Source organism: Massilia sp. Root133 (assembly GCF_001426525.1).
Classification (GTDB): Bacteria; Pseudomonadota; Gammaproteobacteria; order Burkholderiales; family Burkholderiaceae_D; genus Telluria; species Telluria orientalis.
Genome location: NZ_LMEW01000035.1, coordinates 257,932 through 283,072 on the forward strand (window position 1 = coordinate 257,932; position 25,141 = coordinate 283,072).

The 25,141-nt window shown below is 60.8% G+C and carries 19 protein-coding genes and 3 pseudogenes; 7 read left to right on the forward strand and 15 right to left on the reverse strand.

Annotated elements, in window-relative coordinates; translation table 11 throughout:
• Positions 1-111 precede the first annotated feature (111 nt).
• Positions 112-483 (forward strand): lysozyme inhibitor LprI family protein, encoded by a 372-nt coding sequence (locus ASD28_RS27965; RefSeq protein WP_056136474.1) that lies wholly within the window; start codon positions 112-114, stop codon positions 481-483.
• A gap of 12 nt (positions 484-495) precedes the next feature.
• Here ASD28_RS27965 and yghU read toward each other — a convergent pair whose 3' ends face one another.
• The 8 genes from yghU to ASD28_RS28005 all read right to left on the reverse strand — a co-directional run bounded on the left by yghU (position 496) and on the right by ASD28_RS28005 (position 11,159).
• Positions 496-1,353: a glutathione-dependent disulfide-bond oxidoreductase gene (gene yghU / locus ASD28_RS27970; RefSeq protein ID WP_056136476.1), complete on the reverse strand. Its 858-nt coding sequence runs from the start codon at positions 1,351-1,353 to the stop codon at positions 496-498.
• 204 nt (positions 1,354-1,557) lie between these two features.
• Positions 1,558-4,338 (reverse strand): Hsp70 family protein, encoded by a 2,781-nt coding sequence (locus tag ASD28_RS27975; protein WP_056136478.1) that lies wholly within the window; start codon positions 4,336-4,338, stop codon positions 1,558-1,560.
• Complete coding sequence (locus tag ASD28_RS27980; RefSeq protein ID WP_229412432.1) at positions 4,335-6,194, reverse strand: Hsp70 family protein; 1,860 nt, start codon at positions 6,192-6,194, stop codon at positions 4,335-4,337. The genes ASD28_RS27975 and ASD28_RS27980 overlap by 4 nt, the downstream gene beginning before the upstream one ends.
• Positions 6,191-6,787, reverse strand: a complete 597-nt coding sequence (locus tag ASD28_RS27985; RefSeq protein WP_056136480.1) for a DUF2760 domain-containing protein — start codon at positions 6,785-6,787, stop codon at positions 6,191-6,193. Before ASD28_RS27985 ends, ASD28_RS27980 begins: the two co-directional genes overlap by 4 nt.
• 48 nt (positions 6,788-6,835) lie before the next feature.
• Positions 6,836-7,273: a DUF86 domain-containing protein gene (locus tag ASD28_RS27990; RefSeq protein WP_056136482.1), complete on the reverse strand. Its 438-nt coding sequence runs from the start codon at positions 7,271-7,273 to the stop codon at positions 6,836-6,838.
• Positions 7,274-7,321: 48 nt separating this feature from the next.
• Positions 7,322-8,575, reverse strand: a complete 1,254-nt coding sequence (locus ASD28_RS27995) for a putative Na+/H+ antiporter (protein ID WP_056136484.1) — start codon at positions 8,573-8,575, stop codon at positions 7,322-7,324.
• Positions 8,576-8,699: 124 nt separating this feature from the next.
• Entirely contained in the window at positions 8,700-10,340 is a 1,641-nt protein-coding gene (locus tag ASD28_RS28000) for a DUF5597 domain-containing protein (protein WP_156403724.1), read from the reverse strand.
• A gap of 51 nt (positions 10,341-10,391) precedes the next feature.
• On the reverse strand, positions 10,392-11,159 hold the full coding sequence (locus tag ASD28_RS28005; RefSeq protein ID WP_056136488.1) for an NAD(P)H-dependent oxidoreductase: 768 nt from the start codon (positions 11,157-11,159) through the stop codon (positions 10,392-10,394).
• 90 nt (positions 11,160-11,249) lie between these two features.
• Between ASD28_RS28005 and ASD28_RS28010 the strand changes: the two genes are divergently transcribed.
• Together ASD28_RS28010 and ASD28_RS28015 are read left to right on the forward strand one after the other, a co-directional pair.
• Complete coding sequence (locus ASD28_RS28010) at positions 11,250-12,173, forward strand: LysR family transcriptional regulator (RefSeq protein WP_056136489.1); 924 nt, start codon at positions 11,250-11,252, stop codon at positions 12,171-12,173.
• Between the two features lie 383 nt (positions 12,174-12,556).
• A complete protein-coding gene (locus ASD28_RS28015; RefSeq protein ID WP_373994870.1) occupies positions 12,557-13,411 on the forward strand; it encodes an IS1595 family transposase in 855 nt (284 codons plus the stop codon).
• Positions 13,412-13,544: 133 nt separating this feature from the next.
• On the opposite strand, the gene ASD28_RS28020 is transcribed toward ASD28_RS28015, so the two are convergent.
• The gene (locus ASD28_RS28020) at positions 13,545-13,754 is read right to left on the reverse strand and encodes a cold-shock protein (protein ID WP_056136492.1); all 210 of its coding nucleotides are present in this window, start codon (positions 13,752-13,754) and stop codon (positions 13,545-13,547) included.
• 347 nt (positions 13,755-14,101) lie between these two features.
• On the opposite strand from ASD28_RS28020, the gene ASD28_RS28025 reads away from it, so the two are divergent.
• Positions 14,102-15,238 carry a HAMP domain-containing sensor histidine kinase gene (locus ASD28_RS28025; protein ID WP_229412059.1) on the forward strand — a complete coding sequence of 379 codons (1,137 nt, stop codon included), beginning with the start codon at positions 14,102-14,104 and terminating at the stop codon, positions 15,236-15,238.
• 196 nt (positions 15,239-15,434) lie between these two features.
• Positions 15,435-15,746, forward strand: coding sequence for a hypothetical protein (locus ASD28_RS28030; protein WP_156403725.1), 312 nt, complete (start codon positions 15,435-15,437; stop codon positions 15,744-15,746).
• Positions 15,747-15,912: 166 nt separating this feature from the next.
• Here the strand turns inward: ASD28_RS28030 and ASD28_RS28035 are convergent.
• Positions 15,913-16,737 (reverse strand): annotated as a pseudogene (locus ASD28_RS28035) (LysR family transcriptional regulator); the annotation flags it as partial.
• Positions 16,738-16,815: 78 nt separating this feature from the next.
• On the opposite strand from ASD28_RS28035, the pseudogene ASD28_RS28040 reads away from it, so the two are divergent.
• Positions 16,816-17,214, forward strand: a pseudogene (locus tag ASD28_RS28040) (cell division protein); the annotation flags it as partial.
• Between the two features lie 218 nt (positions 17,215-17,432).
• Here ASD28_RS28040 and ASD28_RS31480 read toward each other — a convergent pair.
• Positions 17,433-17,723: pseudogene (locus ASD28_RS31480) on the reverse strand (transposase); the annotation flags it as partial.
• Positions 17,724-17,801: 78 nt separating this feature from the next.
• Positions 17,802-18,875: a hypothetical protein gene (locus ASD28_RS32185; RefSeq protein ID WP_156403726.1), complete on the reverse strand. Its 1,074-nt coding sequence runs from the start codon at positions 18,873-18,875 to the stop codon at positions 17,802-17,804.
• A 239-nt stretch (positions 18,876-19,114) separates the two neighbouring features.
• Between ASD28_RS32185 and ASD28_RS32190 the strand changes: the two genes are divergently transcribed.
• The gene (locus tag ASD28_RS32190; protein WP_156403727.1) at positions 19,115-19,873 is read left to right on the forward strand and encodes a hypothetical protein; all 759 of its coding nucleotides are present in this window, start codon (positions 19,115-19,117) and stop codon (positions 19,871-19,873) included.
• A gap of 26 nt (positions 19,874-19,899) precedes the next feature.
• On the opposite strand, the gene ASD28_RS31485 is transcribed toward ASD28_RS32190, so the two are convergent.
• The 3 genes from ASD28_RS31485 to ASD28_RS31495 form a co-directional block, all read right to left on the reverse strand.
• Entirely contained in the window at positions 19,900-21,522 is a 1,623-nt protein-coding gene (locus tag ASD28_RS31485; protein ID WP_156403728.1) for a TnsD family Tn7-like transposition protein, read from the reverse strand.
• A gap of 49 nt (positions 21,523-21,571) precedes the next feature.
• Complete coding sequence (locus tag ASD28_RS31490) at positions 21,572-22,930, reverse strand: ATP-binding protein (RefSeq protein WP_082577177.1); 1,359 nt, start codon at positions 22,928-22,930, stop codon at positions 21,572-21,574.
• A gap of 95 nt (positions 22,931-23,025) precedes the next feature.
• On the reverse strand, positions 23,026-25,041 hold the full coding sequence (locus ASD28_RS31495; RefSeq protein WP_229412086.1) for a transposase family protein: 2,016 nt from the start codon (positions 25,039-25,041) through the stop codon (positions 23,026-23,028).
• Between the last annotated feature and the right edge of the window lie 100 nt (positions 25,042-25,141).

The window sequence follows — 25,141 nt, forward strand, 5'->3', positions numbered from 1 at the left end:
CAGGTCGAAAAGTAGCGCCGCGTAATACTTGGTGAGAATCGGGTGCCGCCCGCTCGACTATCATGCTGGACTTGGTTCATGATCAATGCACCCAAACACGAAGGAGTGGCGATGAAACGTTGGATGTTGGCGGTATTGATGTGCGCGGCGGGCGCCGCGCAGGCGAATTCGGCATGCGACAAGCCGAAGAAGGATTTCGATGGCCTGTATTGCCTGAACAAGGTGTACCAGGAAGCGGACAATGAGCTCAACAGCACGTACGGCAAGCTGGCCGGCAAGCTCGATGCGGACGGCAGGAAGCGTCTCAAAACGGGCCAGCTGCAATGGATAGCCGAACGCAACGACAACTGCTCGCGCCACGAGGGCAGTGCGTTCTACGTCAACCTCGAGTGCGCGACCGACACGACCGTCCGCCGCGCCCAGTTCCTGCAGGACCGCCTGCGCGAGTGCGTGAGCGCGGGCTGCCAGAACAGCAAGCTGTAAGCGCGCCGGCTGTCAGTCCAGGTCGGAGGCGTCGTGGCGCTCCAGCACTTGTTCTTCCGGCTTGCCGCGCACGCGGTTGACCTTGCGCCCGCGGATCACGGCCGGCCGCGCGCCGACCTCGTCGGCCCAGCGGCGCACCTGCTGGTACTGGTGCACGGCGAGGAATTCGCCGGCATCGTACAGCTCGCCCAGCACGAGGCCGCCGTACCACGGCCAGATCGCCATGTCGGCGATCGTGTAGTCGTCGCCCGCGACGAAGCGGCGCCCGGCCAGCAGGCGGTCGAGCACGTCCAGCTGGCGCTTCGTTTCCATCGCATAGCGGTTGATCGGGTATTCCAGCTTTTCCGGCGCGTACGCATAGAAATGGCCGAAGCCGCCGCCGACGAAGGGTGCCGATCCCATCTGCCACATCAGCCAGTTGAAGGTCTCGGTGCGGGCCGGGATGTCCTGCGGCAGGAAGGCGCCGAATTTCTCCGCCAGGTAGACGAGGATAGCCCCGGACTCGAACACGCGCACGGGCTCTTGCCCGCTGCGGTCGACGAGGGCCGGGATCTTGGAATTCGGGTTGATGTCGACGAAGCCGCTGCCGAACTGGGCGCCTTCGTTGATGCGGATGAGCCAGGCGTCGTATTCCGCGCCCGCGTGGCCGGCGGCCAGCAGCTCCTCGAGCATGATCGTGACCTTTTGCCCGTTCGGCGTACCCAGCGAATACAGTTGCAGCGGATGCTCGCCCACCGGCAGTTCCAGCTCGTGGGTCTTGCCCGCGACGGGACGGTTGATGCTGGCGAAGGCGCCGCCGGAGGGCGTCGCCGGGGACCAGACCCGGGGCGGGACGTAGGGGGACGTGAACGGGTTCGTGGGGTCGGACATTGCACTTCTCCTTCTGGGACTCGGTAGGAGAGGCGATGATGCCCGAAAAGCGACGTTCGTGCTGGAAGCGAAGAACGTCGCCCCCGCGGAGGCGGGGGCCCATGCTGAAGTGCCGAATTCCGTGTTTTGGAAATGCCGTGGCGTTCTGGATGAACGACTTCAGAGGTTCAGTATGGATCCCCGCCTGCGCGGGGATGACGGGGTTTAACGCAGCAGCTTGAGCCCCGGCGGCAGCGCATCGCCGAACATGCGCGTGCTGCTTTCCTGGTCCAGTTCGACGACCTCGCGCACCTGCGCGGACCAGCTGGCCGGCGCGCCCGCGGACGCGAGCTTCTGCAGTACCTGGGCGCGCAAGTCCTCGCCGATGTCGCGCGTGCGGTCGCCCGTCTTGCGCGCGATGTGGGCGGCGGCGAAGCCGGCCGGTTCGATCCGCTTCCAGTCGAGCAGCATGAGTTCCGTCAGCCAGCGTCCGGCCGCATCCGGCGGCGCGACTTCGTGCGCGCTGCCGTGCAGCGGCGTGCGGGCGCCCACGCGCGCGAGCGCCCACAGATAGCGCGCATACGTGGCCGCGGCCTTCGCGTCGGGCTTGGGCGCCGCCGGAATGCCCATGATACGGCCGACCATCCAGTCCCCGATCTCGGCCTTGTACGCGGCCGGGATCCGCTCCAGCGACGCGCCCAGGCGCAGCATGTCGTCCTCGCTGCCGTCGACGAGCGTGGCGGGACGCCTGGCGCGGTCGTTCGGGTCGGCCTGCAGGTTGAACGCGAAGTCGTCGAGCAGGCGCAGCTGCGCTTCCGTGGAGAGTCCGCCGGCCACGCGCCGCCACAGGGTCCACCATTCGGCGCGCACCTGGCTGTCCTTGACGTATTGCGCGCCGGCCGGGAACAGGGCCCACAGCTGGCCGATGCGCCAATCGTCGAGCGGGTCGCCGAAGCCGGGCCGCAGGCACCAGCCGGCGAGGTTCAGCCACACGCGCTCGTGCTCGGCCGAGCGGCGCCGGCCTTTCGCACGTTCCATCAGTGCGTCGAACAGGCGGCGCAGCAGCGGCGTCTCCCACCGTTCGCGGCCGCCCAGCACATGTTCGAGCGCGCCGCGCAACTGGCGCACTTCGCGTGTGTCCACCTGCTGGTTGCGCGCGCCGAAGATGCGGTCGATGCGCCTGATGGCCTCGTCGAGTTGCGGATGCGCGGCCTCTGGCACTTCCTCTTCGCCGCGCAATTGAAATTCGAGACGCCAGCGCTGGCCGCTGCCATCCTCGGCCACGCAGAACATCTCCAGCGTGCCGAGCTCGGACAGCGCGGCCGCCAGCTGCACGGGGATGGATGCCGTCTTCGCATCCTGCGCGTGCAGCACGGTGGCGATCGCCGGCAGGCGCACGATGTCGGCGGGATCGAGGTCGACGAGATCGCCCGCCGCGGCCGTCCCGGCAACGCTGGAGACGAGGTGGAAGCGCACGGGCCGGCCCACGCGCAGCGCGAAGCTGCGTTCCGCCAGCGTGATCTCTGCGCCGGCGCGGGCGCCGCGCGGCAGCACGCACACGGCGCGCAGGCGTTCGCCTTCCTCGAGGATCAGGTAGTAGCTGCGCGCCGAGCCGCTTTCGATGGCGGGCGCGAGCCCGGCGCGCGCGAGCGAATAGGCGACGGCGCCGCGCGCGACGGCGACGTCCGGATCGGCATTGTGCAGCACACGGATGGCGTCGCCGCGCCACGCGGACAGCACGCCGGCCAGCCGCTGCGCCAGCGCTTCTCCGCGGAACACGCCGCCGTTCAGCAGCAGCGTATCCGGCACGGGCAGGCGATCGTCATCGGGGATGCCCAGCGCCTCGCGCGCCGCCTGCGCGTGCTGGCGCAGGAAGCCCGCCAGATGGCGCGTGATGGCCGGGTCGCTCGCATACGGCAGGCCGAATTCGACGATGCCGGCGCGGGCGCGCTGCGGACCTTCCTGCGTGTCGTTAAAAGGGAAAAAACCGTCCAGCACGATGCGGTTGACGTCGGCCTTCGCGATCGTCGCGGAGCGGCTGGCGCCGATGAGGCGCGAGCCGCTGCCGAGCAGGGTGACGGTCACTTCATCCGGCGCGTCCGGCGCCAGCAACTGTTCCTTCGCGGCGCGGCAGCGTTCCGTCAGTTGCGCGAGCCGGCCGGCCGACAGGCGCTGGCTCTCGCCCAGGCGCGATTCGGCCAGGTGGGCGAGGGCGAGGTCCATGTTGTCGCCGCCGAGGATCAGGTGGTTGCCCACGCCGATGCGCGCCAGCGCCGGTTCTCCGTCTTTCAGTTCGACTTTGACGAGCGTGAAGTCGGTGGTGCCGCCGCCCACGTCGGCTACGAGCACGAGCTTCGCGTCCGCGAGGTCGGTAGCCAGGGTCGTGCGGTGGCGTTGCAGCCAGTCGTACAGGGCCGCTTGCGGTTCTTCGAGCAGGCGCACGTCGGGCAGGCCGGCGAGACGCGCCGCTTCCAGCGTGAGGGCGCGCGCGCCTTCGTCGAACGAGGCGGGGATCGTGAGGACGATCTGCTGCCGTTCCAGCGGCTGCGTGGGGTGCCGCGTATTCCACGCCGCGCGCAGATGGGCGAGATAGCTGGCGCTCGCGGCCAGCGGCGAGACTTTCGGCACGTCGTCCGGCGCGCCCCACGGCAGGATGGGTGCCGTGCGGTCCACGCCCGGATGCGACAGCCAGCTTTTCGCGGAGGCGACGAGACGCCCCGGCGACGCGGCGCCGAGACTCCGCGCGAGGCGGCCGATGGCGACTCTTTCCACGCCGCCCACGTCCGGCTGTTGCCACGGCAGTTGCAGCGCATCCGCCGCGAGTTCGCCGTCGAGCGGGTGGTAGCGGCTCGACGGCAGCAGCGGCGCCGTGCCCACTTCGCCGGGCGCCACCAGCTGTGGAATATCGAGCGTGGCGACCTGGTCGGACCCCACGTCGGCATACGCCAGCACCGTGTTGGTGGTGCCGAGGTCGATGCCGACGAGGGCTGGTCTGGTGCGGGTCACTGCTCGGTGCTGCGGACGTCGAACTCGACCTTCCAGCGCTGGCCTTCACGGGCCACGGCCACCAGTTCCAGCGTGCCCGCTTCCGTCGCGACGGCATGCAGCTTCACCTGCACGACGTCGCCCGGCGTGCGGCCTTCCGCCGGCAGCGTCGCCTGGATCTCGTTCAATTCCTGCAGCTCGTCCGGGCTCCAGGACTCCAGCACGGTGCCGATATGGTCCTGGCGCCGCACGGTGGAGCCGAAGAAGCGGAAGTGCACGGGCTCGCCGACGACGAGGCCGACTTCCTGGCCCGGCAGTTCCAGCTCGGTGCCTTCTTCCATGCCGAACGGCGCCACGCACAGCGCTTCCAGCGGCGGTTCGAAGCCGGGGATCGCGGGCATCGAGGACTCGACGCCGACATAGTACGACCGGGCCGTGCCGCCGCGGATGCGCACGCCGCCGCCGCGGCGCGCATAGCCGTAGTAGGCGGCGCCGCGCGCGACGGCGAGATCCAGGTCCGCGCCTTCCAGCATGCGGGCCGGTTCGGCGCCTTCCATGTACAGCCAGTCGTTGATGGTGTCCATCACGCGCTTGGCCAGGATCTCCGACTTGAACACGCCGCCGTTGAACAGGACGGCGCTCGGGTGCAGGAAGGTGTGCTCGGCATTCACCTTGCCGTTGAAGCCTTCCAGCTCCGCCGTCGCGCCGGCCTGGCGGCCGAGGAAGGCGGCGAGGTGGCGCGTGATGGCGGCGTCCTGCGCATACGGCAGGCCCACTTGCGTGAGGCCGGCGCGCGTGCGCGTCGCGGGGCGTGCGGACGCTTCCACGCGCGGGAAGAAGCCGTCCGTGATGAACGTGGTGACTTCGTCGCGCGTGAGCTCCGTGCGGATCGAACCGCCGATCAGCTTCGAGCTGCGGCTCGGCACGACGATCGGCCACGTGGTCGCGTCGGCGTCCGCCAGCAGGTGTTCCTTGGCGCCGCGGCAGGCGTAGGTGAGGGCGCGCATCTGCCAGGCGTCCAGCTGCGTGCCGTTCGCCTGCAGCTTGCGTGCGACGAGGTGGGCCAGCGCGAGGTCCATGTTGTCGCCGCCCAGCAGGATATGGTCGCCGACGGCGACGCGGTGCGGTTCCAGGTTGCCGTCGCGTTCGAGGATGGCGATCAGCGAGAAGTCGCTCGTACCGCCGCCCACGTCGACGACCAGCACGATGTCGCCCGCTTTCACTTGCTTGCGCCAGCCGCCGCCGCTGCCTTCGATCCAGCTGTACAGCGCGGCCTGCGGTTCTTCCAGCAAGGTCGGGTTGCCGTAGCCGGCGCTCTTCGCGGCTTCCGCCGTCAGTTCGCGCGCGGCCGGGTCGAACGACGCCGGGATCGTCACGGTGACGGCCTGCCGTTCGAACGGCGCGTCCGGATGCGTCGCGTTCCACGCGGCTTTCAGGTGTTCGAGGTAGCGGGTCGATGCGGCCAGCGGCGACACGCGTTCGACTTCTTCCGGCGCGTCGGTCGGCAGGATGGCGGCGCGGCGATCGACGCTCGGGTGGCTCAGCCAGCTCTTCGCGGACGACACGAGGCGGATCGGCGTGCTTGCGCCGCGGCTGCGTGCCATTTCACCGACGACGGGCGCGGCCTGGCCGTTCGTCCACGGCAGCGCCAGTTCGCCCGGCGCCAGTTCGTCCGGGTGCGGCAGGTACAGGAACGACGGCAGCAGCGGCAGCGCCTCGACGGTGCCGGGCGCGCTCAGTTGCGGGATGCCCAGCACGCCCTGGTCGGCCTTCTCGCCGTCGCTGGCCTGCAGGTCCACGTACGACAGCGCGCTGTGCGTCGTGCCGAGGTCGATGCCGATGGCGTAGCGGGCGTCGTTGGTCTGGATGTCGCTCACAGTTCCACCTCCGCCGGGGCGATGACGCTGGCGTCGTGTTTATCCGCCAGCTGCGGCAGGCGCACGTCGCGGGCGCGCCAGCCGCGATGCGACAGGGTGCCGGTGAACGGGGCCTTGCCGACGACGTTGCCGGTCAGGCGCACGCTGGCGGCGTCGAAGCCTTCCGGCAGCGTGATGCGCGTGCCTTCCAGCTCGCCGCGCACGGGTTCGATGGTGAAGTGCTCGCGCAGCACGCGCGCGCAGCCTTCGTGCACGAGACGGGCGGCGGCGCCGATGTCGGCGTCCGCGTAGACCGTGATGTTTTCGTTGGCGAAGTCGATCAGGCGGGCTTCGCGCTGCAGGAGGCCCAGCAATTGCAGGGCGGCGTCCGGCGTGGCGATGCGTAATGGGGCCGATGCGGGGGCCGATGCGGGGGCAGGTGCAGGCGCGGGCTTCGGTGCTGGTGCCGGGGCGGGCGCAGGTGCGGCGATCGGGCCGACCTGGTCGTCGCGCACGCGCGCGGCGAACTCGGCGTCGCCCAGGGTCTTGAAGAAGGCGCCGAAGGCAAGGGACAGCCGGCTCCAGAAGGATGGCAGGTTGGTCGGTTGGCTCATGTTCTTGTGGTGTCTGGTGCGTGGTTCAGAAAGGGCGCATGATACCAGTTAGACAGCATCCGCCGCCGGATCATCTGTCGTGCTGCCCGCCAGCAGCGCACGTGCATACACGTCGAAATCGTCCAGTCCCCGCTTGATGATGGTCACCAGCGCGGGCAGCGGCGCGGCCTGGTGGTCCCATTCGGCGCGGCAGAATTCGCCCGTGCGCTTGAGGTCCTCGGCCAGTGCCGGCTCGATCCAGCCGTTGTCCGCCAGTAGCGTGATGACTTCACGCTCGTCGTGCGCCGGGCCCAGGCCGCGGTCGGCCAGCACGTAATCGCCCATCTCGACGGCCGCTTCCCAGGCGCGGATCACGTTCAGGGTCGCCGCGTCCTGGCGCGTGATGTCGCCGACGAAGGTCGTCGGGTCCTTCTCGTATTCGTCGCGGGCACGCTTGCAGCAGCGCTCGATGGTGCCCGTCTTGCTGACCAGCAGGTCGTGATCCATGTTGTTCCCTCGCTGCGGGACGTGGAGGGTCCCGTTCCAGTCAATACGTTACAACAAGAACAACACAGCCGCCGCACAAGTGGGCGCAAGGGCACCCAGCAGCAGGCCCACGGCCCCGATCGACTCGTCGTTGAAGCCGCGCCGCAGCAACGCCACGCCGGCCGGGTTCGGCGCATTGGCGATGACGGTCAGGCCGCCGCCCGCCACCGCGCCCGCCACCAGCATGTATTGCGCGCGTTCGGACAGGCCGGCGATCAGCGAACCGAGGTAGGTCAGCGCGGCGTTGTCCGTGATCGCGGTGAGGCCCAGCGCGCCGAAGAACAGGGCGGTGGGTTCCAGCTTCGCGACGATGGGCTGCAGCCACCATTGCTGCATCCCGCCCAGCACGACGAGGCCGGCGAGGAAGAAGCCGACCAGCAGGCCTTCCTTCAGGATCAGCGGGTCCTGGTAGCGCGGGTAGGCCTGGGTGATGCCGAGGAACAGCAGGAAAATGCCGGTGAATAGCACGGGATGGTGGGCCAGCAACACGATCGCCGTCAGCACGCCCAGGTGCGTGAGCGTGACGAGAACCGGCATGCGCACGGGCGCCTCGCCCTCGATCGAGATGTCGAACGGACGCAGGTGCGGGCGCAGCAGGTACGTCACGACGCTGGCGTTGGCCAGCACGGCGATGGCCGCGCGCCAGCCGAAGTGCGTCAGCATGTGGATGCTGTCCCAGCCCCACGCCCCGGCCACCATCAGCACGGGCGGCGCGGCATACGACGTCAGCGTGCCGCCGATCGACACGTTGACGAACAGGACGCCCAGCGCCCCGTACTTCAGCCATTCCGGCATGCCGGGACGGAACACGGACGGGGCCAGCATCAGCGCGGCGATCGTCATCGCGGCCGGTTCCGTGATCAGCGAGCCGACCAGCGGCACGAGCGCGAGGCCCAGCCATGTCTGCGCGACTTCCGTGCGCAGCGGCAGCAGCCGCGCGAGCAGGCGCACGAGCGCGCGCGCCGCCTCCAGCACGGGCCGCGACGCGGCCACCACCATCACGACGAACACGAACAGCGGCTCCGTGTAATGGCGCGATTCGGCGTAGTCGATGGCGGCGGCGCTGCCGTCGACGAAGGCCATCGCCAGCATCAGCACGAAGGCCCAGAAGCCGAAGACGACCTCCACCTCGCCCAGCAGGTGGAACAGGCCGGCGTGGCGCGGATGGCGGTGCGCCAGGCCTTCGAACAGGCGCGTCGCAAACGTGTGCAGCAGGGCGAGCACGAACAGGATCAGGGCGATCTTGTGCATGGTCGTGGTCATGACGAGTTCCTTTTCAATCACCCCGTCGTCCCCGGACTAGGCGTCCCCCTTGGCGGGGCCCCAATTTTGCATGCGCCATCGAAACGCTTGCAAATTGGGCCCTGCCTTCGCAGGGGCGACGGTCTTAGGGCTGGCGGGCCGGATAGCTTCCGAGTTTTACTTTAAGCACGCGCGGCACCGTGGTGAAATTTAACCCGTAATCGGTCTGGTCGCCGTTCCATACGTGATGCAGCACCCAGTTGCCCGCGTCGTCGTAGCGGCCTTCCTCCACGCGCGCGAGCATGGCGCGCTTGCCGCTGCCCTCGGGTGCGGTGAAATCGATGCGCGCCATGCGGCCCGTGACCAGGTATTCGTCCGGGCCCAGCGCCGCGACCAGCACGCCGCCTTCGGGCCCCTGCGGATTCGCGGGCCGCGGCTTCATCCACGTCCAGTCCGACGCGCCGAACGTGCCCTTGTCGTAGTGGACGCGCGCCTTCCAGTTGCCCAGATCCAGGTCGACGGGCTTGCGGTCGTCCGGTTCGCTCGCGCCCCAGACCTGGCCTTCGAACGCCTGCCGCGCCCAGATGCGCATGATCGGCGCGACGAGGCGGTAGTTGCTGGCGAACGGCTCCAGCATGTCCCACGCGCTTTTTGGAATCGCGGCCGGGTCGTTCGCCTCCTTCGTGAAATCGACGCCGAACGGCGAGAAGCCGATGCCGCGCCGGCCCATCACGTCGAACAGGTAGCGCGCGTAGGCGAAGGTGTGGCCCGTCTCGGGGACGAACAGCGGATTGTCCGGGCGGTCGTACAGTTTCAGCACGGCGTGGTATGTCGGCGTCTCGGGAAAATAGATGTCCGGGCCGATCACGTCGATGTGCGGCGCGCCGGCCTTCCACACGTCGATCACGTTGTCGGTGGGGCCGCCGGCCGAGTACGACGTCGGGTCCTGCGGCTTGAACGGATCGCGCAGCGCCACGTTGACGTACATCGGCAGGTCCAGTTCCGCCTTGCCGGCGGCGGCCACGGCGTCGGCGAAGCGCGCGATGTACCAGGCGTGGAACGCTTCGTCGGCTTCCTTGCCGAAGACCTCCGTCCACGTGCCGCCCGTGCGGCCGCGCGTCGTCAGGAGCGGCACGGGCACCGGGCCGGCAAACAGTCTGTTCGCTTCCGGCGAGTGGTCGCGCGCGCTGCCGTAGGTGCCCGTCTCGTTCTCGATCTGGACCATGATCACTGTGCGCTGTGGATCCTTCGCGCGGATATGGCGCATCAGCGCGACGAAGGCGTTGCGGTCGGCGTCCAGCGTGGCCGGGAAGACCGGCGACAGCGAATCGCGCAACTCGCCCTTCGCATCGACGACGCGCGGATAGCGGGCGTTGTCCAGCTTGACCCACGCCGGCGTATAGCTCGGTCCATTGTTCTTCCACGCGCCGAACCACAGCAGCACGAGGCGCACGTTGTGGGTGCGCGCCTGCGCGAGCAGCAGGTCGAGGTAGCCGAAGTCGAAGACGCCCGGCTTTGTTTCGATCTGTTCCCACGCGATGGGCACTTCCAAGGTATTGGCGCCCAGCTTGTCGATGGCCGGCCAGACGAGCGGCATCTGCGCGGGCCAGGCACTGGAATTGTTCACCTGCGCGCCCAGCATGAAGAACGGCTTGCCGTCCACCAGCAGCGCATGGCGCCCGTCCTTGTGCACGATCCGCGGCAGCGGCGCGTCGAGGACGATATCGGCGCCCTGGGCCGACCAGGCCAGGGCGGACAGCAGCAAGCCGGCCAGCGTCCTTTTCATTCGGTCTCCTGTCGTGGTGATTTTGAACATTGTCCCACGACCGGGACCGTCTCAGCGCAGATGCGCGCGCAATCCGGTGACGCCGGGCGCGACGTCGTCCGCCAGCACGTGCCGGTCCGGGAAGTCGCCCCCGTTCTGCGGGCGGTAGGGAATCGGCGCATCCGTGAACAGGGTGCGCATGCGCGCCGCCAGGCCGGCCTTCGCGCGTTCGACGCCCTCGGCATCGATGCGGCTCGTCCCATGCACGGCATACGTGGGCAGCACGTCCATGCCAGGGTAGAACAGTACGCCGTGCGTGATCGGGAACAGCAGTTCGTCGAGCTGGCCGTTGATGCCGCGCGGGCCGTAGTCGGCGGCCGGTCCGCCTGTCGTCACGGACAGCAGCGCGCGTTTTCCCGCGAGGCCGCCCTCGCCGTAGCGGTGGCGGTTGCCGGCGCCCTGGTAGCCGTAGGCGAGGCCGAAGGCGTACACGCGCTCGATCCAACCCTTCATGATGGCCGGCATGCCGAACCACCACAGCGGGAACTGGAAGACGACGGCATCCGCCGCCATCAGCTTGGCCTGCTCGGCGCGCACGTCGTCCGGCTGCGTGCCGGTGCTGAACGCGTGGCCGGATTCGTCCACGAACGACAGGCGCTCGCGATCCTGCCGGTCGGGGAAGTCGTGTTCGTCGTAGACGGCCTTCCAGCCCATTGCGTACAGGTCGGACTGGATCACTTCATGGCCCTGGGCGCGCAGTTCGGCGCGCGCGGCCCGGACCATCTGCGCGGTGAGGGAATGCGGGTCGGGGTGGGCGTGTACCAGTAAAACGGTCTTCATCTTTGTGCTCCTTGAATGTGATGAAGGCCATTCTGGGCATGCGAACCGCGCTTGGGAATGCCAGCCGGCTTTTGGGGTAGTATCCAAAAAATGGATATCAAGCGCATCGATTTCAACCTGCTCGTGACGCTGGACGCGCTGCTGGCCGAGCGCAGCGTGAGCCGCGCCGCGCAGCGCCTGAACCTGAGCCAGCCTGCGCTCAGCGCCCAGCTGGCGCGCCTGCGCGAGATGCTGGGCGACCCGTTGTTCGTGCCGAGCCACCGCGGCATGACGCCCACGCCGCTGGCCCTGGGCCTGCAGGCGCCGCTGGCGGCGGCCCTCGCGCAGCTGCGCGACGTGGTGACGTCGGCCCGCGCCTTCGACCCCGCGCGCGACGAGTTCACGCTCCACGTGGCGTGTTCGGACTACGTGCAAGCGGCGCTGCTGCTCGACTTCACGCTCGCGCTGCGCCGCGACGCGCCGGGCCTGCGCATCGCCCTGCGTCCGGCCGATTCCACGCGGCTGGAAGCGCAGATGGAAAAGGGAGACGTCGACCTCGCGGTGCTGACGCCGGAAGGCATCGCGGAGTCTCTCCGTTCGCGTCCGCTGTTCGAGGAGCGCTACGTCTTCATCGCGCGGCGCGGTCACCCGGCGCTGCGCCGGCCGCTGGATACGGCGCGGTTCTGCGAACTCGAACACGTGATGGTCTCGCCGCGCGGCGGCAGTTTCACGACGCCGGTCGACGAGGTGCTCGACGCGCAGGGCCTGCGGCGCCGCGTCGTCGTGTCGGCGTCGACGTTCCACTCGGTACTGGACCTGGTCGAACGCTCCGACCTCGTCGCCCTCGTGCCGGCCCGCCTGGTGGAAGGGCGCCCAAACCGCCTGCGCGTGCTGGCGCCGCCGCTGCCCGTACCCGGCTTCGCCATCCACATGGCCTGGCATAACCGCAACCATGGGGATGCGGCGCAGCGCTGGGTGCGCGAGCGGCTGGTGGCGTTTGCGCGCGCGGCGCCGCGTTTCGGACATCCAACATAAAGGGCTGTGTTCGCGCTATTTATGTGAACTGAAATTCGTTGCAGAGGTCATACGCATCGTCGAGTTAACTCATGAGGAGTGACGATGCGCGGCCTGACGTTCGACGAATTGTTCGCCATGNATGTGAACTGAAATTCGTTGCAGAGGTCATACGCATCGTCGAGTTAACTCATGAGGAGTGACGATGCGCGGCCTGACGTTCGACGAATTGTTCGCCATGTTGCTGGCGGTGCAGTTGTCGCCAGACGACCTGTCTCGGCTACGGGAATGGATCGCCGGCATCGTGGATCCGGCCGAGTGCATTGCCCTGATCGAGCAGGCGGNTGGCGGTGCAGTTGTCGCCAGACGACCTGTCTCGGCTACGGGAATGGATCGCCGGCATCGTGGATCCGGCCGAGTGCATTGCCCTGATCGAGCAGGCGGCGGCGGGCCGGCCGTGTCCGCACTGCCGCTGCGTCCGCAAGCACCGCTGCGGCCATGCGAGCGGATTGCAGCGCTTCCGCTGTCTCGGCTGCGGGCACAGCCACAACGCACTGACCGGTACGCCGCTGGCACGGCTGCGCAAGAAAGCGCTCTGGCTGCCTTACCTGCAATGCGTGCTCGAATCGCGCACCGTGCGCGATGCCGCGCGAGTCGTCGGCGTGCATCGCACGACCAGCTTCCGGTGGCGCCACCGGTTCGTGCCCGGCGCCATGCGCGACCGGCCGGCGACATTGTCGGCCATCGTCGAGGCCGACGAGACGTATCGGCTCGAATCGCAGAAGGGGGCGCGCAACCTGACGCGGCCACCCCGAAAACGGGGTGGCGTGGCCAAACGGCGCGGTATCAATCGGGAACACGATTGCCTGCTCGTCGCGCGCGACCGCAGCGGCCGGACACTCGATTTTCATACGGGGCGCGGCCAGGTGACGGTGGGGCAATTGCATGAGTGCCTCAAACCCGTGCTGCCGGACGACGCCCTGTTGATCACCGACGGCGCCATCGTCTATCAGCATTTCGCGGAGCAGGCCGGCATCACGCATGAAGCGGTGAACGTGGAAGCGGGCGTCCGGGCGCGCGGCGCGATTCACATTCAAAACGTGAACAGCTGGCACAGCCGGTTCAAAAGCTGGCTGGTGCGGTTTCGCGGCGTGGCGAGCCGCTACCTGATCCATTACTCGGGCTGGCAGCGCGTGCTGGACGATCGTCGGCTCACGAAGCCGGCTCATCTGCTGTGCGCTGCGGTCCAGCTCGGCTAGGCGAGCGGGTTACCGAACTACCGCGAACACAGCCATAAAAAAACGGATTCACATTACATGAATCCGTTTTCTTTATCGCTTTTGAAACGCCCACGCTATCTGCGTGGTGCATTTCGGCAATTAATCAGACCGATTAAATAGCGCGGATATTGCCGGCTTTTTCACCCTTGGGGCCGGTCGAGCGCACGAACGAAACGCGCTGGTTTTCGGCAAGGCTTTTGAAACCTTCCGATTGAATGTCCTGGAAATGGGCGAACAGGTCGCCACCGCCTGCGTCAGGCGTAATGAAGCCGAAGCCTTTGGAATCGTTGAACCATTTCACGGTGCCGGTTTGAGTAGTCATTTTGTTTCAGTCCTTATGGATGCTTTGGGCAAGACGCCCGGAATGCAATACGACCAAGAGAGTAAGGAGGAAATCAAACAGGACCGCCGGGAGGCGAACGGGAGAGAAAGACCAACAATAACAACGACTTGATGTAGTGCCAGAAGAAAGATACAGGACTTTCCCGAATTCACCTAATCATTTCGGATTTATTTTCGAAAGGCAGGTTTTGTCGAATTATCCATTGGGTGGGGAATAGCGCTGTTATTATCACTTACCCCTTCGAAGCGAATGTCGCGGAATCGGGTAATACAAGGTTCTTTATGACAATGCAGCAATCCCGGCTTGCCGATTTTATACGCGACAATATGGACGCGATCCTGCAGGAATGGGAAGATTTTGCGCGCACCATCGAACCGCCGGCCCTGACAATGGATGATGAAGCGCTGCGCGACCACGCGCGCCTGATGCTGCTCGCTTTCGCGGACGATCTCGGCTGCCGCCAGTCCGACCAGGAGCGCATGGCCAAATCCAGGGGACAGGACAGGCGCGACGGCCAGGAAACGGCCGCCGAAGCGCATGCCCAGGCCCGCCTGTTGTCCGGCTATACCGTCGTGCAACTGGTGTCCGAGTACCGCGCCCTGCGCTCGAGCGTGCTGGCGTTGTGGCGGGACGCGGCGCCCGGGAGCCTCGCCACGGACATGGGCGACATGGTGCGCTTCAACGAGGCGGTCGACCAGGCCCTGGCCGAGTCGGTGGCGCGGTATGAGCAACTGGTCAAGCGATCGCAGAACATGTTCCTGGCGATCCTCGGCCATGACCTGCGCAATCCGCTGGGCACGCTGGTCGGCGGGGCGAGTTTCGTCATGCAGGCAACCGATATCCCGCCGAAGTACATCCTCGTGGCGACACGGATGTTCAGCAGCGCCAAACGCATGAGCAAGCTGGTCAACGACCTGATCGACTTCACCCGTACCCACCTGGGGCCGGGCATGCCGATCCGCGTCCGGCAGGGCAGCATGGTGTTGGTGTGCCGACAGGTGGTCGATGAATCGCGCACCTTCCATCCGGAGCGGTGGATCGAACTGGACGTGCCGCCCCTGTTGGATGCCGTGTTCGACGACGGCCGCGTCGCGCAGATGCTGTCCAACCTCATCGGCAATGCCATCCAGTACGGCGACAAGAATGCCCCGATCCGGGTCAGCCTGGCCGCCACTGACGACGATATCATCCTTGCCATCAATAACCAGGGCCCGCCGATCCCGCCCGACAAGGTGTCGACCGTGTTCGATCCCCTCGTCCGCGTCGCGTCCCGCATCGGCAGCGACCAGGCCGAGCACACCAGCCTCGGTATCGGCCTGTTCATCGCGCGCGAAATCGTGCACGCCCATGGCGGGCAGATCCATGTCGCGTCGAACGTGCAGGACGGCACGACCTTCACGGTGACGCTGCCGCGACGCGGGCAGGATTGGCGGCGGACCGACGCCCTGTCCAGCAACGCCTGAGCGGCATTTGCATAATTGCTGTATCGTGTGTCCACGCGTCCGGATTGTTGTCCTCCTTGCCATGCCCTTCGGGGCGGTCCTGTCTAGCTCTTCCGTCATCAAGCTTTGCTGCCGTTGCACGACCCGGTCGATGGGACGGGCGACTTCTCCGTGCCGCGTATCACCAAGACAACCATAAGGCTGAAACAGAACTGCGATGAATGAAGAATCCTACGATATGGATGATGCAGTGGCGGCCATCGAAGCACTCCATGACGCGCTGGCGTCCGATCTGGAAGAGCTGGAAACGCGTATCCGTGCACTGGGGCATTCCGTTCTCCTCGTGCCGGAACCAGGCAACCCGGAAGTGTCCGAATTTTTCGAAGCGCGCGCATCCCTGCACAGCGGCCTGGCCAGTATTGCCGAGGTATTGGCATGGATCCAGTTGAAAACCGAGGAAGATCCCGAAGGTGAAGTCGCTACCGCCCTCCAGCCTCTGCCGAAGCTGCGCGGATCCGTGATCCATTAATTTGACTGGAGAAAACAATGAGTAAAAGCCAGGACGCGAAAAAGTCCACGAAGAAGGAACCGGCCAAGACCGCAAAGGAAAAGAAAGCGGACAAGAAAGTCAAGAAGGAAGAGAAAAAGCGCCAGCAATGACGCTGTCGCAGCGCCGTCCGGCCTGACGGACGCGCTCAGCCCAGGCTTTCGATATACCGCCAGTCCACCTGCGCGCAATACTCGGCGCAGGCCGCGCGCACGGCGGACGCCGCCGCATGCTCCGCCACCGGCGCGTTCGTGCGCCGGCTCATCGACACGATGATCGGCGGCGGCACGGGCTGCAGCGGCACCTCCACGAATTCGCCGTTCTCGAGATGGCTGCTGACGAACAGCCAGGGAATCGCGGCCACGCCGAAGCCGTTGCGGATCAGCTGGATGATGGCGGCCACGGACGGCGAGCAGGTGATGCGCGTCTGTTCCAGCGGCACCGCGCTCAGGTTGGCGAGCCGGGTGACGATGTCTTCCAGCATCCGGTGCGGCGCCGTGCCGCGGCCGAACGTCAGGATCGGGAACTGCAGCAGGCGCTGGGCCAGGCCCTCGCGCTGCGCCGACAGCAACCCGGCCCGCGCGATCCAGCGCACCGGGTACACGGCCAGCGGCTCGGACGTGATCTCGCTGCTGTTCACGCCCTCGATGCCGACCATGAGGTCGAGCTCTCCCGCCAGTAAACGTTTTTCCAACGTCGTGCTCATGTCCACGACGAGATCGATTTCCAGCTCCGGGAAACTGGCGTTCAGCTGGCGCACGGAATGCGCGAGCCAGCTGTGCACCACCGTCTCGATCACCCCCAGCCGCAGCCGGCCCCGCACCGCGCTTTCCGTGCGCGCCGCCTCGCGCAGGCGCCGGGTCGCGTCCACCACGGCCTTCGCATGGTTCAACAGGTAGTCCGCGTTCGGCGTCAGCCGGAATTCGCGCGTGCTGCGGTCGATGAGTTCCGTCTGCAGTTCTTCTTCCAGCGCCCATTCCAGAAGATTAACCTTGCCAAAACCTGATGAGAATAGTACTGTATGTTTATACAGTATTTCTTCGCATCATACATGAATTGCTCAGGTTCAATATCTGCGGCGCCGGAGGCCTTGCATCCGTCGCTCTGGCTTGCCTCGCAGCTGGCGCGTAGCGACACGCGCTGCATCGATACCGGCCATCCCACGCTGTCGGCCCAGTTGCCGGGCGGCGGCTGGCCGACCGGGACGCTCGTCGACCTGCTGCTGCAACAGCCCGGCATCGGCGAGATGCGCCTGCTGCGTCCCGCGCTGGCGGCCGTGGCGCAGCGGCGCATCGTGCTGCTGCAGCCGCCGCATCCGCCCCAGGCGCTGGCCATGGCGGCGCTCGGGGTGCCGCCCTCGCAACTGATCTGGCTGCGCGCGACCCGCACGGCGGACGCGTTGTGGGCCGCGGAACAAGTGCTGCGCAGCGGCAGTTGCGGCGCGCTGCTGTAGCGGATGAAAAAAAATGTCACTTTGCGACTTCGTAAGTCACTGATTTAACAAGTACCTACAAGCGACCGACTGCGGAAAACTCTCACTGAGGACGTAAAACTTTCATACCCTTGATCGGGAGACGGATGAATAAAACTGTCACAGCACGTGGTGTCGCGTTCGCTTGCGGTCCTTCGCCTGCCATGCCAGCGGACCTATTAGCTGAATAAGAGCGCCTAACAAAACCGCTCGACATATCGCCAACAGATGAGCGAGCAAGCGAGCGAAAGGAACGCCTGATGGATGTCGGCTCGTCGCTCATGCCGGATGCGCAATCTGCGAAAGCGGTGTAGCCATCCTAGGGTGCGCTCAACGACCCAACGCCATCGGCCGAGCCTTTCACGCGACTCCACGCCGCGTCGCGCGATACGTGCTGCGATGCCTCGGCGGCGCAGCCAAACGCGATGTGCTCGTGACGCATACGCTTGATCGGCGTGCAGCTTACCTGGACGTTTGCGCGCACGACCTATGACTGCTCCTGGCCGGTTTCGGCCGTTCAAGCCAGCACGTCATCTTGCCGAGCGGGAAATTTCGAGCGTGCTAAATCAACGATACCGTCTATGGCGCACATGGGCTAGATTTTTAATCGCAGTGTTGAAGATGCTGGCAAATCGTTGTGCCATCACATCGGTCACGAAGAACGGACCAAGCATATTATCTTGGTACTGTTCTGAAATCTTTACCGGTGAGCGCTGTTGTGCACACAGTTGACCGATACTCGGCTTCGCGGGAGTGACGTCATAAATTACGAGCCCAGATGTATTGATCGAGGCTATTTGACCGGATATAGAGGCAGGTTCAGCATATGAAAGAATGAACTTGTAGTTTTCTGCTATATCCGGACCTGTTGCACACAATGTCGCTTTCGAAATATCGAGAATATATTGGGTGGTCAACTCTTTGACTTGGAATTGTAGGCCGTTTAATGAGGAATTATATGTCGTACGGGTTATTGTTTCCGAGTTTGCACTTGATGAGCGAATAAATTTCCCACCGTACAAATTTATATAATCGACCACATCATTGGGGGTGTATAGGGTAACTTGTCCATTGTTGTTCTGTATGATCTGTCTTGCTACGGCAAGAGCCTTCAGTGCAGCAGCCGGGGTTAGAAAATCAATATAAGCTGTATCGCTACCTTCATAGTATTCGCGCTGTTGCGGTGGTACGGGAATCGCTCCGCCCGGGCATATCGCCTCCGTGAACGAGTACTCTATATTATGTGCCACTAGCTTTGCTTGATTCGCTGTCGTGAGTGCTAACGCATCACCTTGCCAGTTGTACCATACTTGTCGCTTTGTGTAGTTCGCGCTAGCTATAGCGGTAAATGGAATTGCCCATGTTTCAGTCCGACTCATTGTTGTCTGGCAGAGTGCACCCGCTGGGAGGGTTTCGCTTACTGGTGAAAGTCGGGTTTGAATCAACAAATTCTTCCCGACGATAGAAACTGTTACCGTTTCCTTAGCAAATGACTCAATAAGTCCCGGGCCGGGATTATCACTACCTATCGCAAAATATCCGCCGTATTGGTTCGCGATAGTGATCAAATCATCTTGTGGAGATGCCAACGCTCCTGCTGCCATCATTGCAGCCAGTGTTCCTACCGCTATTTGTTTCATTATGTTCCTTTTTTGGGTAGCAAATTATCGGCGGACCCTCAAGTTAGCCACGGCTAGTGATCCGTTTGAAGAGCATGTCAGGTGTCCGCTTCTGGCCGGTTGCGGACGTTCGGACCGGCTCAGTGTACGCCCTTGTTGCTCTGAGGACAAGAATAGGTTTTGTTAGGCGCTCTAAGCACTGCTTGCATTGGTTAGTAAGGCTCGCTACCATTTTTCATCTCTCGCCTTTAGGAACAACGATGACAGTGTGTTTTGTAGCCCAGTTCGGCCCAATATGCGTTGCTGCTGCTGACACCCGGATTTCAGGAGCTTTGGATGATTCCCTGCCAAGCTATATCTGGGACGCTGCCGATATGCCGATTACGACGCCGACAGGTGAGTACTGTCTTGTCCCAATTCGGTTTCGAAAAATCCGGCAGATAGGCCGTGGATGGGCTGTTTCGGCAGGTTCTCACACGAAAGGAAAGCGTGCGCTCGATATGCTTTGTAGCGAAGCAGCTTTCGGTGTAGATCAGGTGACAGACGTCCTCAATCACATGAGCGGCGATATCAAGACTGAGCCAGGCAGTCCACGCTCGGTTGAAGAGGACCTGTCCTTCATATTGGGTGTCTCCGTCGAAGCAAGCGGCAGAGGTGTTTGGTGCGCATCGAATAACGATCCCGCATCCTATGCCGTTTCCGATAGCATGCAATTTGCTATCAACTGGCCTACGTCAATTGCTCCTGAGCTTGGCGCTAATGCGACCGATGTGTTCAAAAAATCGTTGGACCCTTTCAGGGGTGTCGCATCTATCGTCCGGAGCGCAGCGAGACTGATTGGCGCGGCTCAATCAGCGCCCGATTGCAGCCCTGTTGCCCAAATTGGTGTTACTTGGATGGTCAGCGACGCCGAATACCAGACCCGGTATATCGCTGGCAATGTCGACGAGCTGTCCCACGCGACAAACGATCAAATTCAGGAGCTATGGGAAGTTCTGCCGACCCTGTTACCCTCCTGATATTGCGAGCTCGACAATGAGGAATCCTATTTATCCATAAGATGACAAGCTTCCCGTTGACGAAAGGAAGCTGCTGTCTCAGTATATTGTTGAATTGTGGAGATGGCTGCGGGACAGTAAGGCTTCTTAAAGAGACGTTCAACGCTGATCTCGGCGATCTCAAGAATACGATTTGCCGTTGCTCTTTTTGGAGGAGTCTGCATGAGTAGGAATTTTGCGGCTTCTTCTATTCTTTTTGCGAGATCTTCATCATACGATTTTTCGGCTAAGTTGCCTCTTTTCTTTGCAAGATTTTTCGCATTTTGCAAACGGCTAGCGAATCTTGCATCCTCTAGGCATCTCCGAGTTGGTCGCGAGTCATAGCTCGCTTTTAAAATTTTGCTTACGGTTCCTTCGTTTATCTGAAGACGTTTTGCAATTTCGACATTTTGCAATCCCTGAAGCTTTAACTCGCGCAAAGTTCTTATAAAAATGTCTCCAAATTCAAATACTTTTTTCGCTGTGGGCTCACTGCGAAAATTCCAATTTTCGGAGTTGATATAAAAGTGGTAGCCGCAATTGCATTTGAATACCACTCCTCTACTTTTTTCAAAATCTTTCGTTACGTGAACATCGGTTATGATCCGCTGTCCAAAATGAGGCGCCGCAGGGTTCTGGCACTTCCAAGCCCGCTTTTTGATTTCTTCTTGTACATATTTTTTGTTCCTAACGTGAGTGCAGCGGGGGATAACGAAATCTTGATAGAATAGTTGAGTCGCTACATGTTTTATCGGGATCCATCTTGCGCTGAAAATGTCTCTTATCCAGTCGATTCTGTTATCTTGACTAAGTGGAATGCCAAGTATTTCAAGGCACTGTTCTCCAAAATGCTGCATAAAATCTCTCCTAATGCTTATGATATTCAGGAAAGAGCCAAGTGCATATAAATCACGAAACGCTTTCGGAGGCGATTTTCTTGTGATCGCTCTGTCATGGATAATTGATCCATCTAAATATTGACGGGCCAGGCAAGCAATTTCAAATAGCCTTTGCCTCGACCTCTCGGAGAGGTAAGGCAGATAGGGGTGCGTAACGACCTGAGGCGTTAAAGCACAGATAGATTTTCTAATACCAGTAGATACTACTGCTTCTAGAAGTGGCGTTACGTGTTTTTCGCAGAAGTGAACACAGTCCAGTTGATGTGTCCGATGCCAGTAGCTTTCACCAAAGCGTGCAACGTCTTCGTTGATGCACCTTTGGCATACTTTCATTCTGATAACCGGCGGTTCCCGTCCTCCAATGCTGTGTCGACCTCGTAAACCTTGACGCTGTTGAAGCATCTTTCTTAAGATCCGAACTTTAGTATCTTTGTTGGCAAAAGCCGTGTGATAAGGATATAAAGTCGCTTGAAAAACCAGTTCTTCCAACGACAGTCCTATAAAAGGTTCAATAATGTTATGAAGATCTTGCAGCCCCCTTGGTAGCGTGATCGATGTATGGAATCGAGCTTTGCCGTAAAGCTCTTTATTAACATGTGCATCAAAACTTGCCATCGTGTGAACGCGATACCGAGCGACAGCGCTTCCCAAAAGCTCATCAGGGTATAGCTTGGGAAAGTATCCTATAGTCATAGCATATTTTGCGAGAAACAGGTCAAGCTGTTCGGTCAATCTCTTCTAACTGTGTAGAAAACCCGATCGGCTTTTGATTGCGGCCTGCCTATTTATTAATTTTGTTATCGTCCCTTTTTAAGGAGGAAAGCAGTTGCTGTAAATTTTCGCTACCGCTCCACTTTCTTGAACTGGAAAAACTAGCAGTGTCGACCTCAGGCATAGTAAGATCCCCATAGCGGGCAAGCTTCGAGTAGTTTCCTGAAGCTAGTGCCTCAACCATAGGGGCGACACGCGTTAGTTCTTCGTTGGCCACAACATGAATCATATCAACTGTAATCTCCTCAGCCTTGCAGTCGATCGCCCGTCGTTGCACATATTGATAAAGCTTTACTGCTAGGTCCAGAACACCTTGGGTACGTTCGTACATCGCTTCATTTAGCTTTTCTGTTAACGCTGTGGGAGTTCTCGTCCACTGATACTTCCACATGCATTTTAAGAAATGATCCCATTCCTCATCCTTCTGGTGGTTTCGTAACAGGGCTCCGATCGTGCGCCTAGCTTGCCGAAAGTCAGATTGAAGCATTTCAAGACTCGACATCGTTCCGATGAGTACAACTGGTGCGACAGAAGTATTAACAAAACGAACTAGGAAGTTCAAAAATCTCTGTTCGCCAGCCGTGCCAGAAGCTGCTTTGGCATGCTGTATCTCGTCAATCACAATGAGGCCGATTCCGAAAAGATGGGCAGCTGCATTGATCTCACGAATCAGGTCTTCAACCGTCATCTTGCGTTTTGTAAAACGTATTTCGTATGAGGTATTAGCTATCTTGTCGAGCTCGTTGAAAAAGTTCATCGCCAGTTGTCGAACAGTTCCGTTATAGGGACATTCGACTATGATGTAGGGAATTTGGTGCATTCGTAACTGAGGGTGCCAAATCAATGACGGGAATTGGGCTAGCCCGCGGCGTGTCAGTCGTGATTTCCCTACTCCAGATACGCCGATGATAGCGTAGGAATCGCACATTGGATCGGTGTCTGGAACCTGCTCGACTATATCGAGCTGCTGGCGTTTTAAATACGACTGCTGCAGGAATTGCTTGAACGCCGGAGAGGATGGGTTACGATTCACATAGCCGCTACGGACCATTTCACTAAGTGTTTGAGCAATTGAGTTTTGCTCTGTAAGCGGTTCATAGAAGCGCTTGAGTCGAAGCATAAGGTGCTTGCGTATATGATCAGGCTTTTCACGTTCGAGCGGATCGTACGCCGGACGATTAGTCATCAATGTTGCAAGCTGCTTGCTTGAAGGGATAGGGCCTAATGCTTCGATAAATTCATTTCCTACATATTCAGAGATTTCGCTTCGTGTATAGCGGGCGACGACATGTTTGAGCCCAGTCCTTTGCATGTCGTAGGCCTGTCGCGAATCGTTTAACTTCTTCTCAGTGTCAGAAGTGGAAGCCATTTTCTTGAGAAAAGGTGCGTAACCGTGTCCTGCAATTGAGCTATAAGAAATTAAGTAATGGCACTATTTTGATCAGGTTGGTGAGCTAGGTTCGCTTATGTTCCCGATTTGTCGTCATCGGTAAATATGGGAATCCGGGCGTAAAGCTTAACTGGCGGGGCCTTGGAAGAAGAACAGTCGTGTTCAGTAGATTGCTGGGGCGCTGTAGCAACATTTCTATCGGCATCTAAGAGCCTGTGTAGCGTCTTCTCGACTTGTCTATATGAGCGTATGTTCGAAATTCTTTCCTTTTTACTCCTTGTCGAGGGACCTAATTCCTTTTTCTCTGCCTCTGCAGACGCTGCGATATCTTCGATAGCCTTTTGATGCGTGATCTTCGTGGCTATTGTGTCGTAACATCTGCTTGCATTAATTCTGGCTGCCTTATCTGTCCTAGCGATTACCTCTTCGACATATAAATCGAGGTCTGAACTGTCATTGCTGATCAACGTGCAACAGGTGAATTGATCCCGATATACCGGATCGTGCAGTAATACGGTATTCAGGTTGTGCGGATGATATGAAATCACAACTTTAAAACGCCCTTTGCTCCGCGCTCTGCTAAACCAGGATCTTTTATCAAGTGCGGATGCATAATAATTTCGCCCTAGAAACGAGATCCCTTTTGCGGTTGCGCTGGCATTGGCCGTAGGTAAGAGGGCAAATAGAAGTTTGCTTTCCGAATGACGTACTAAACTTCCCATCCGGTTTTTTATTCCCCATGTCCATAATTCATTCGGGATCGCCGGAATCCGTTGTGCCACCATAGCATTTTCCAGCGGATATCCTCCGACTGGTGTGACGTTGTGTTCAAGTACACAATGAATCGCTATCTTAGTGAATTCATGTAAATTTAAGCAGGCATCCAGTCTATAGTCCGGCCCTGTTCTTTGTCCGAAATCCTTATTAACGTAACCTTTCACGTCAGCAGCAAATTTTGCGGGCAGGAGCCGAAATTGTCTTTCTACAATTCCTTTCCAGTCAGCCCTGTATGGAGGTGTGTTTTCGACTTCGATACCAAGGACTTCAGCCAGTCTATCTGCTTGTTTCGAAAGCAGTTCACCCCGATCCCCCAATAGAACGCTGGAAAGTGGCGTCTCTGGCCATTCTTGAGGTTGGATATCTATGCCGAATTGTTTGCAGTAGTTGACTTTGTTTAACGTTACGTTATGGACGGCCATCATTGCTGTTGCCCAAGACGCGTTTTCTAAGCCAATATATAAGCCAACGATCAGCCGCGACCAGACGTCGATAACAACGTACATTACAGGGCGGCCGACGATCGTGTCACGATCAATACGCGAAACCAGATAGACGTCGGCAATGGTCGCATCAATTTGATAGCGATAGCCTGGACCAATCGCTTCAAATGTACTATTTCCGAGTAGAGGTCGTAGTGTCTTCTCGAAATAAGTTTTGCCTTCCCTGGATTGAATTACGTCATATTCTGAGTTTTCTTTCTTGTGCCAATAAGTAAATTGCTGATAGGTCGGCACACCATCTGGATTTATTATCTCTATTTTTCCGTTTTCGTTCACTCGCGTGTTGCCGGAGTAGTACTGCCGAATCATTTTTAGATATGTGTACATCAGCGTTGCTTTCTTATTCTTTTTGTAAAATAGGTTTGTTGCTATCCGGATAATTCGTCGGTGCTCTTCTGATATATTTATTCCAGTTCCCGGGGTTTTAGATCGAGGTACACCTCGTTTGGCCTCTTCGATCTTTTCGCCTTCATCAGCCCTGATTAACTTCATCTTTGCTGGTTTTGGTTTGCCGGGGGCGCCGCAGTTCTTTCGTTTCCCGAAGAGAGCTGCGGAGGTGCAGCCCATTTGCCAATACTCGTTCAACCAGTCGCGAATGCTATCAATATGACACCCTACTTCTCTTGCGCGAGAGTTGATTTGCTGGTTTCGGTGGCTTGATTGAAAAATGGCGGGAATGTCTTTAGTCAGGGGTTCAATTGCGGCCCAAGCTTTAGCTTTGCGAGCCCTCATCGCATCGGTCAAGGCATGGTTGAATGGAAGGTCTAGATATGGATCCTCGATTATTTCGAGCGTCCCCTCGGCTAGCATATTCAACCAGTCGCTATGCTTGGATAGAATTGGAGCGCAGCGTCGACCCCGTAGAGTTACGGAAGCTAGGAGGTCTTTTTCAACGGATACATAGAGAATT